Below are 8,980 nucleotides of genomic sequence, written 5' to 3'. Positions count from 1 at the left end.
CCTATCTCTCCGGCGCCATCGAGGTCGATGTCGACTGCCTCTGCGACGGCAAGGCGACCTTCGTCTCCGGCATTCTGGAACACATCGAGGAGGCCGGCATCCATTCGGGCGACAGTGCCTGCTCGCTGCCGGTGCACTCGCTGCCTTCCGAACTGGTCGACGAACTGGAGCGCCAGACGGCAGCCCTTGCCCGCGCGCTCAATGTCGGCGGGCTGATGAACGTGCAGTATGCGATCAAGGACGGCACGGTCTATGTGCTGGAGGTCAACCCGCGCGCATCGCGCACCGTGCCCTTCGTCGCCAAGACCATCGGCCGGCCAATTGCCAAGATTGCCGCCCGCATCATGGCCGGCGAGAAGTTGGAAGACGCCTTCGCCCATTACGGCGCCATGCCCGACCCCAGGAACCCCGGCCACATCGCGGTCAAGGAAGCCGTGTTCCCCTTCGCCCGCTTCCCCGGCGTCGACATATTGCTCGGCCCGGAAATGCGCTCGACCGGCGAGGTCATGGGCCTCGACCGCGATTTCGCGCTGGCCTTCGCCAAGAGCCAGCTCGGCGCCGGCGTCGACCTGCCGCGCTCCGGCACGCTGTTCGTCTCGGTGCGCGACGAGGACAAGAAAGGCATCCTGCCGGCGGTGAAGCGCCTGGCCGGCCTCGGCTTCAAGGTGCTGGCCACCTCAGGCACCGCCCGCTTCCTCGCCGAAAACGGCGTCGACGCCCAGAAGATCAACAAAGTGCTGGAAGGCCGCCCCCACATCGAAGACGCCATCCGCAACCGCCAGGTGCAGATCGTCTTCAACACCACGGACGGCCAGAAGGCAGTGTCGGACTCGAAGTCGCTGCGGCGGGCGACGCTGATGCAGAAGGTGCCGTATTATACGACGCTATCGGGCGCGGCTGCGGTGGCGGAAGCGATTGCGGCACTGAAGGCGGGGAGCCTCGAGGTCAGGCCGCTGCAGGAGTATTTTGCGTAAGGATTGGTGAACTGCTGTCGGCAGTTCTCGCTTTCAAATTGCTCGCCGCAGCCAAATGATATCCGGATTATACCAGCATCTAAAATAGTGCACTCCGACGGTTAGTAAAGGGTCGGATACAGTAGACAGCCCCCGAGACGTCACGTACGCTAACAGCCAAAAGGCGGGGGGACCAAAAAATGAATCCAGTAATTCGCGCTCAAGTCAAGGATTACGCAAAATCCACGAGCATCGAGTCGGCAAGTCTTAGTGATCAATTCGAAATTTACTCGATATTTGCGACTCTAATCGGTCTGTTGGCCGAGTCCGCAGATGCCAACGATGTCCATTTGACAGGCACGGAGTTCGGTCTCGACGGAGTCGCAATATTAATACAAGGGGAAGTAGTAAAAACACGGATCGAAGCAGAAGATAAGCTCGCCGCGATCAAAAATCCATCGATTGAGTTTGTTTTCTTTCAGTCGAAAACTAGCCCAAGTTACGACTACGGTGACATTTCCAAATTTTTCGATGCTATAACCAGCTTTTTTGATGGCGATTTGCGAGATGAAAGCCCCCAATTGTCGGACTTAACCGAGGCGATGCTCGCGGTATATGAAGGTGTAGTTGGAAAGAAAAATCCTTCGCTAAAAGCGTTCTACATCGCAACCGGAAATTACGAGGAACCTCGGCGCATTGAGTCTTTGAAGAATACATTCACTCGTCAAATGTCTGAAAAAAACATGTTTGACAGAGACAACCTTGACGTAAGTATCGTTGGAGCTCTTCAGCTACAACAATGGTACCGAGCCGCCACAACATCTGTCGAAGCAGAAATTGAATTTACAAAAGCAGTCGTTATGCCAAAAAATAAGAATGTGGACGAGGCATACGTTGGATATCTCGAGGCCAAACAACTAGTTAAGCTATTTACTTTGTTTGACGATAAATTTAACGCAATCGGCATCAATAAATCGGTTTTCGTTGACAATATTAGAGACTACGATCAAAGATCTAAGATTAACCAAGAAATAAAGGTCTCAGTACTTGAGAGCGGTGGTGATGATTTTGCTTTTAGGAATAACGGCGTTACAGTTGTGTCGAAAAGTATAGACCGCACTGGAGATCGATTCCATCTTGAGGACTATCAAATAGTAAATGGGTGTCAAACGAGCAATATTATATACGAATTGATCTTTGGGGAAAGCAAAGGGGCAGCTGAAGATCTAAATCTAATTGACCATATTGCAGTGCCATTCCGCCTGATTGGGTCGAAGAACGATGACTTCGTCGCATCGATCATTATTGGAACGAATAGGCAGAACCCGGTGAAGGAAGAACAATTCTGGGCGCTGAGGCCATTTTTAAAGAGCCTCGAAGAATACGCCAGATCGGTTGAGCCGGAAGAGATCATATATCTTGAACGGCGCGAAAACCAATATCGTGGCCAGCAGGTCGAGCGCGTTAGGATAATTCAGCCATCTTCGATGATGAAGGCCCTGGCTGCCGCGATTTTCTTCCAGCCCAATCGTGCAGCTCGCGACTATCGGGGAATCATGTCGGAGTATGATAGCAAGATATTTAAGGATGATCATGATGTTAGGATCTATCATGCCTGCTGTTATCTCTACTACCGAATTGAGTTCCTCTGGAGAAACCAGCGTATAGATAATAAATATAAGACGTTCCGATTTTATATCATATGTGCCGTCGGTTTAATTGTGACCCGAGGCAGAGACGTCTTTTCCATGAAAAAATCGGAAATAGAAAAAGTAGCGCAGAATATTATTGCATTGAGCAAGAATGAAGAGGCGCTCAAGGCGGTGGTTTATAGAAGCTCAGCGATATTAGACGACAAACTTAAGCAGTTTGGGACGCAGTCCCAGGAGAGGGTTCGGGACGCCATCCGATCAGAGTCGGTTTCTAACGAATTTAGAGAGATGATCCTGACCCAAGACATTCCTGAGGTGAAAAACTACGTTTCATAAGAGGCTGGCGAGTCGTCATGCTCGTTCCTATACTCTCATCACGCCACCGCCACACACTCGATCTCGATATCGAACTCCATCGGCCACGACGCCACCGGCACAAAACTCCGCGCCGGCGGATTGACGCTGAAATACCTGGCATAAACACGGTTGATGGCGTTGTAGAAGCCGGAATTGACGGCGTAGATACGCACCATCACCACATTGTCGAGCGAAGTGCCGGCCGCTTCCAGGCAATGTTTCAGCGCCTTCAGCGACGCCTCGGTCTGCACCTCGATGTCGCCGCGCACCATCTCGCCGGTCACCATATCCACCGGCGGCGTCGCCGAGATGAACACGAAGCCGTTGGCCTTGACCGCTGTCGAGCAGGGAAGGCCGAGCGCCCGCACCTTGGCGGACATGACCGGCACTTCGATGATTTCTTTTTTCATGGCAGTTCTCCCTGAGTTGCAGGGAGCTTATCCCGGCACGGGCGGAACGCCAGCGCCGTTCTTCCCTTCTCCCCTTGTGGGAGAAGGTGGATCGGCGCGATAGCGCCGAGACGGATGAGGGGTGTTCCAGCGGAGTGAGACGTCGGCGTTCCCTGGAACACCCCTCATCCGTCGCCTTCGGCGACACCTTCTCCCACAGGGGGAGAAGGAAGATGCGGCGCTAGAGAAATCCGATGAACCGTCCGGCGAAAAGCACGGACGTCCACAGCAGTATCGAGAGCACAGCCAGGATGGTGCTGCCGGCCAGATCGTCACCACCTCTGGCGAAGCGCAGGAAGGTGAAAAAATTGACGCCGGCGAGAAGGATGAGTGCCATCTTGGCGAGGAAAACCGGCATCGCCGCATAGGTGCTCGCCTTGACCGAAAACAGCAGCGAGCCTGTGACGAGCGCACCCGCGAATGCACTTAATGCAATGCGGCGCAGCAGCGCGACGAATGCGGCTTGCGGCAGCGAACGGAAAGCGCCGCAGATCCTGAGGTCCATGAGAACGACGCTGGTCAACAGCGCGCCGATCGACATGATGTGGAGCGCATTGACTATGGGATAGGCGACGAAGGAAGCCTTCAGCCACCGCGCCAACGCAAGATGCTCAATGCCGGCGAGGAACTCGGCCATTTACGCCGGCGGCACGCGGTCGGGATAGACATCATATGTCTTGCCGTTGACGATGACGCGCACCGCTTTCATGCGCTTTTCGGTCGCCTCGAGCGAGCGGTTGCCGATCGCGGTCACCTCGTCGCCGACCTTGGCCACCTCCTCCGTGAAGCCGGCGGCGATCGTGCGTGATGGCGGCGCCATCTCCACCCGCCAGGCCTCACCCTCCGCGTCGACATCCAGCGTGGCGTGCGGATTGCCGATATAGATGGCCGTGATCTTGCCCTTGAGTTCGAAAAACCCATCCTGTGTCCACGACCAGCCGTGATGGGCATAGGCCGCGGTGCCGGCGGCAAGCATCACGGCCGCCGTCAGCGCGACGCTGCGAATTGCCTTGAACTGCATCGCTCGTCTCCTCGGTTCATCCCGCAGGCACTTGAGAGTAGGACACGGCGCGGCAACGTCAAATCATATCGAGCGAAAGACTGGACCGCCAAGCGCCCGCCCAATCGCCGGCATGACGCCTTGTTAATGACACCCATGCGCGCCACTCTCTCTTTCCTGGCCGTTCTTCCCCTGGGCTGAAGATCGGACTCCCATCGGAAACGAGGCGAACCATGAGCAGCATGAGAGACCGTCAGGAAGGCTTCGAAAAGAAGTTTGCGATGGACGAGGAAACGAAGTTCAGGGCCATGGCGCGCCGCAACAAGCTGCTCGGCCTGTGGGCCGCCGAAAAGCTCGGCAAATCCGGTGCTGACGCCGACGCCTATGCCAAGGAGGTCGTGCACGCGGATTTCGAAGAGGCAGGCGACAACGATGTGTTCCGCAAGGTCCGCGCCGACTTCGACGCGGCGGGCATCGCCCAGTCGGATGGCCAGATACGCACCGCCATGGAAGAGCTGCTGGTGACCGCGGTCGAGCAGATCAGGTCGACCTGAGCGCCGCTCAGCCTTGATCGGTATAGGGCGTGCCGTGCTTAAGGCACAGGGCCATATTGTGGTGTTGGTTGGCCAAGCGGGCTGGCTTCCATCGTAGCGCTCTACGGCGCCCCCCTCTGTCCTGCCGGGCAGGACAGAGGGGGGCGCCATAGTGAACCGCCCTCACCCCTGATGCGCGGCGGCCAGTTCCTTCACGTGTTTTTCGTGCATCTGCAGCGTCGGCAGGGTTTTCTTGGCGAATTCCTTCATTGCCGGGTCGTCGCCGGATTTCGCATAGCCGCTGAACAGCGCGACGGCTTCCTTATGAGCGTTGGTCTGCATCTCGATGTATTTGGCCTGGAATTGATCGCCGCTGGCGCTCTTCAGCTCATCGAGCATCTTCTGCTCCTTGGGCTGCAGGGCCGGACCGGACGGTGCGGTGGCCGAGGTTGTCTGGCCCTGGGCAAGCGCCGCCTTGAATTCCTCGCCGGCCTTGGTGTGATCGGCGATCATCTGTTTGGCGAACGCCTTGACGTCGGCGTCGGTCGCCTGTTGCTCGGCGAGCTTGCTGGACTGGATCTCGAACTCATTGGCGCTCGGCACCGTCTTGATGAAGGTCGAAGTGTCGACCTTCGTCGTGGCGGCGAGCGGCGTGGTCGTGGCGGTCGTGTTCGACTGGGCAAAGGCCGGCGCGCCGGCAAGCAATGCTGCTGCGGTCAGAATGGTAAGCGTCTTCATGGCATGTCTCCGGTTGGAATTGTCCCTCGGACAATCCAACGTCGCTTGGGCACTCCGGTTGCAGATCATGAGGAAGAAGCCTGCGCGTATCGCCTCGATTACCCGAACCGCGGCGGCTGGCCACAACTGCCTTCAGTGGCAGCAAGCTTCGCCATATTGCAGCTGCTCGTTCCAGTTCGGGCGACCTTCCGGCGTGAAATCCATCAGATTCCACAGCGTTTCGCAGGTGCCGAGGCCACGCGGATCCTGACCGGGCTCCGTCGGTGCGAAATCCAGTTCCGAACTCCAGAAATGGCGTATGCCGTCGGGGTCGCGGTGAAACACCGACAGCAGCGGGATCTGTGAGCCGTCGGCCGCCTCCGCATTGTAGTCGCGCTTGAAGCTGTTGGCCGCCGAAGACACCAGCCGCATGTTGCGCCAGCCCCGATCTCGACCGAGCGTGACCAGGTTTTCGAGCGCGGTCTTGCCCACCACCGCGAAATTGAAGCCGGCCGCCTGGAGATGCCCGACCGCGCCGTCGAACTGATCGAGCAATGCCGTGCAGGACGGACATGGCTGGTCCGGTCGGGCGAGCTTCGCCGTGCCGCCGCTGGTCGCCACATCGCGCTTCTCCTGCGGGTGGCGCGGGAACATCATGTTGTAGAGGATCAGGCTGTCCTTGCCGGGCGCGAACAGCTCCGACAGCCTTGTCTTCGCGGGCTTGCCGTGGGCATCCAGTGCGTCGAATTCATAGTCCTGGCGGATCAGCCCGCCCGGCGGCAGCGCGCGCCGGGCCTCGGCGACCTCTTCCATGGCGCGGCGCAGCTCGATTTCCTTCTTCAGCAATTTTTCGCGCGCGGTGCGGTATTTCGCGGATTCGTTGGGAAAGGTGATCATGATCGGCTCCTTCAAGTCGCAGCGCCGGCGTCCCGGCGCGGTTGCTCTGCGACCCAAGGACGTTTGGCGGTGATCGGCTCCGACATTTATTGCGCATGGTGATATGTCGTAATACCTGTCCGGGCAGCGTGATCCGGGGGACGAGATGCACGACGACGAGATCGATCTGCGCTGCCCGCAAGTAGTGACCGACAATGCCGCCAAGGGCCTCAGACTGCGCGGAGAATTCGGCCGCGGCGGCACCGAGATCGGCGTCGCCCGCGCCACCGAACTGAAGAACCGGGAAAAGCTCGCGCCCTCCACCATTCGCCGCATGGTCAGCTATTTCGCCCGCCACGAGGTCGACAAGCGCGGCAGGAACTACGGCAATGAGCAGAACCCTTCGGCCGGCTACATCGCCCGGCTGCTGTGGGGCGGCGATGAAGGCCGCACCTGGGCGCTTGATCTCAAGCAGAAGATCGGCAACGCGCCGGACATCTGACAACGGTCCGCACTACGCTGACCGCTCCTCACCCCTTCACCCCGCCGGCGGTGAGGCCGGAGACGATCTTGCGCTGGAAGATCAGCACCAGCACCACCAGCGGCACCGTGACGATCACCGAGGCGGCCATGATGTTGCCCCAGGGGATCTCGAACTGCGAGTTGCCGGAGAGCAGCGCGATCGCCACCGGCACGGTCCGCTGTGCGTTGTTGGAGGTGAAGGTCAGGGCAAACAGGAACTCGTTCCACGCACCGATGAAGGCCAGCAGGCCGGTGGTCGCCAGCGCCGGCCACATCAGCGGCAGGAAGACCCGGGTGACGATGATCCACGGCGTCGCGCCGTCTAGGATCGCCGCCTCCTCGACCTCGACCGGCAGGTCGCGGACGAAGGTGGTGAGCACCCAGACGGTGAACGGCAAGGTGAAGATCATGTAGGAGAAGATCAGCGCGAACAGGGAATTGTAGAGGCCGAAGATGCGGACCAGTTCGAACAGCCCGGCCAGCAGCGCCACCTGCGGGAACATCGACACCGACAGGATGATGAACAAAAGCGCCGAGCGGCCGCGGAATCGAATGCGCGCCAGCGCGTAGGCTGATGTGATGCCGAGCAACAGCGACAGCGCGACGACTGCGCCGGAGACGAAGAGCGAGTTCGCGAGGTTGCGCACGAAGGCGCCCTCGATCAGCACGTTTCTGTAATTGGCGAAACTGATCGTCGTTGGCCACAGATCAGCCCGGAACAGATCGGTCCCGGATTTCAGGCTGGTGACGATGGCGTAATAGAACGGGAACACCGCGACGAAGACGATTGCCCCGACCAGCAGGTAAAAGGCCGTGCGCTTCACGATCCACATCTCAGCGGTCCCCGTCCAGGCTGATCCGGCCGATCCGGATGGTGACGATGGTAAGCAGAGCGAGAATGAGGAAGAGCAGGGTCGAGGCGGCGGAGCCATAGGCGAACTTGTCGAACTCGAACAGGTTCTCGCGGGCGAACACCGACATCGACTTGGTGTGCACATTGTTGGGCGTCAGCACATAGATCAGGTCGAAGATACGCAGCGCATCGAGCGCGCGGAAGATCACCGCCACCAACAGCGCGGGACGGATCAGCGGCAAGGTCACCCGCCAGAAGATCTGCCAGGGGTTGGCGCCGTCGAGCCTGGCGACCTCGATGATCTCCCTCGGCAGCATCTGCAGCGCGGCCAAGATGAGCAGCGTCATGAATGGCGTCGCCTTCCAGATATCGACGATGAGGACCGCCGCCATCGCGGTGTCGGCGTTGGCCGTCCAGGCGATCTTGGTGCTGATCAGGCCGAGATTGAGCAGCACCACATTGATGATGCCGAACTGGTCGTTGAGCATCCATTGCCACATCTTCGCCGAGACGATCGTCGGGATCGCCCAGGGGATCAGGATCGCCGCCCTGACGATGCCGCGGCCTCTGAATTCGGCGTTGAGAACCAGGGCAACGATGGTGCCGAGGATGGTCTCGCAGGTCACCGAAATCACGGTGAAGCGCACCGTGTTCCAGACGGCACGCCACCAGACAGGGTCGACCAGCAACCCGTCATAGAGGGTCCGGCCGCTTGGCATGTGAAGTACCGAAAAGTAATTGGCGAAGCCGACCCATTGGCGCGCGTCGAGATCGGCCAGCGAGGCGTCGGTGAAGCTGAAATAGACCGTGCGGGCAAGCGGCCAGCCGGCCGCCGCGGCGAGCACCAGAAGCATTGGCGCCAGGAAAAGCCACGCCGAGCGAACGCGCTGTGCCCTCAACGGCGCGTGCGCGGCCTTGGCTGTTTCCGGTTTCATCCCTGTCATCTCGCTCCGCTCGCTGCGGTCCCGCCGGCCGGCTGGCCGCTTGCCCGCACGGTCTATTTCAGCTTCACCGACGCCTCGCTGGCCGATCTCGACGCGCGCCAATGGGTCGGCTTCGCCAATTACT

Annotated in this window: 10 protein-coding genes and 1 pseudogene; 4 read left to right on the top strand and 7 right to left on the bottom strand. The window is 59.2% G+C overall.

Going from position 1 to position 8,980, the window contains the following annotated elements:
* Positions 1–974, top strand: a pseudogene (locus EN884_RS15170) (carbamoyl phosphate synthase large subunit); the annotation flags it as partial.
* A 179-nt stretch (positions 975–1,153) separates the two neighbouring features.
* A complete protein-coding gene (locus EN884_RS15165) occupies positions 1,154–2,941 on the top strand; it encodes an AIPR family protein (protein WP_063168793.1) in 1,788 nt (595 codons plus the stop codon).
* Between the two features lie 38 nt (positions 2,942–2,979).
* On the opposite strand, the gene EN884_RS15160 is transcribed toward EN884_RS15165, so the two are convergent.
* The 3 genes from EN884_RS15160 to EN884_RS15150 all read right to left on the bottom strand — a co-directional run bounded on the left by EN884_RS15160 (position 2,980) and on the right by EN884_RS15150 (position 4,432).
* Entirely contained in the window at positions 2,980–3,372 is a 393-nt protein-coding gene (locus EN884_RS15160) for a RidA family protein (protein WP_027039300.1), read from the bottom strand.
* Positions 3,373–3,592: 220 nt separating this feature from the next.
* On the bottom strand, positions 3,593–4,048 hold the full coding sequence (locus EN884_RS15155; RefSeq protein WP_063168794.1) for a hypothetical protein: 456 nt from the start codon (positions 4,046–4,048) through the stop codon (positions 3,593–3,595).
* Positions 4,049–4,432 (bottom strand): DUF6152 family protein, encoded by a 384-nt coding sequence (locus EN884_RS15150; protein WP_063168795.1) that lies wholly within the window; start codon positions 4,430–4,432, stop codon positions 4,049–4,051.
* A gap of 212 nt (positions 4,433–4,644) precedes the next feature.
* Between EN884_RS15150 and EN884_RS15145 the strand changes: the two genes are divergently transcribed.
* Positions 4,645–4,965, top strand: a complete 321-nt coding sequence (locus tag EN884_RS15145) for a DUF1476 domain-containing protein (protein ID WP_063168796.1) — start codon at positions 4,645–4,647, stop codon at positions 4,963–4,965.
* Between the two features lie 162 nt (positions 4,966–5,127).
* Here the strand turns inward: EN884_RS15145 and EN884_RS15140 are convergent, their stop codons facing one another.
* Together EN884_RS15140 and EN884_RS15135 are read right to left on the bottom strand one after the other, a co-directional pair.
* Positions 5,128–5,682 (bottom strand): DUF4142 domain-containing protein, encoded by a 555-nt coding sequence (locus tag EN884_RS15140; protein WP_027162094.1) that lies wholly within the window; start codon positions 5,680–5,682, stop codon positions 5,128–5,130.
* A gap of 132 nt (positions 5,683–5,814) precedes the next feature.
* Positions 5,815–6,558: a DUF899 family protein gene (locus tag EN884_RS15135; RefSeq protein ID WP_063170314.1), complete on the bottom strand. Its 744-nt coding sequence runs from the start codon at positions 6,556–6,558 to the stop codon at positions 5,815–5,817.
* Between the two features lie 145 nt (positions 6,559–6,703).
* Between EN884_RS15135 and EN884_RS15130 the strand changes: the two genes are divergently transcribed.
* On the top strand, positions 6,704–7,039 hold the full coding sequence (locus tag EN884_RS15130; RefSeq protein ID WP_063168797.1) for a hypothetical protein: 336 nt from the start codon (positions 6,704–6,706) through the stop codon (positions 7,037–7,039).
* 28 nt (positions 7,040–7,067) lie between these two features.
* Here the strand turns inward: EN884_RS15130 and EN884_RS15125 are convergent, their stop codons facing one another.
* Positions 7,068–7,892 (bottom strand): carbohydrate ABC transporter permease, encoded by an 825-nt coding sequence (locus EN884_RS15125; protein ID WP_063168798.1) that lies wholly within the window; start codon positions 7,890–7,892, stop codon positions 7,068–7,070.
* 1 nt (position 7,893) lies between these two features.
* Positions 7,894–8,856, bottom strand: a complete 963-nt coding sequence (locus EN884_RS15120) for a sugar ABC transporter permease (RefSeq protein ID WP_063168799.1) — start codon at positions 8,854–8,856, stop codon at positions 7,894–7,896.
* Positions 8,857–8,980: the final 124 nt, after the last annotated feature.

The organism is Mesorhizobium sp. M7A.F.Ca.AU.001.01.1.1 (assembly GCF_004022735.1).
GTDB classification, from domain to species: domain Bacteria; phylum Pseudomonadota; class Alphaproteobacteria; order Rhizobiales; family Rhizobiaceae; genus Mesorhizobium; species Mesorhizobium ciceri.
The sequence above is the reverse complement of the archived record's forward strand: the minus strand, read 5'-3'. Positions and strand labels throughout refer to the sequence as shown.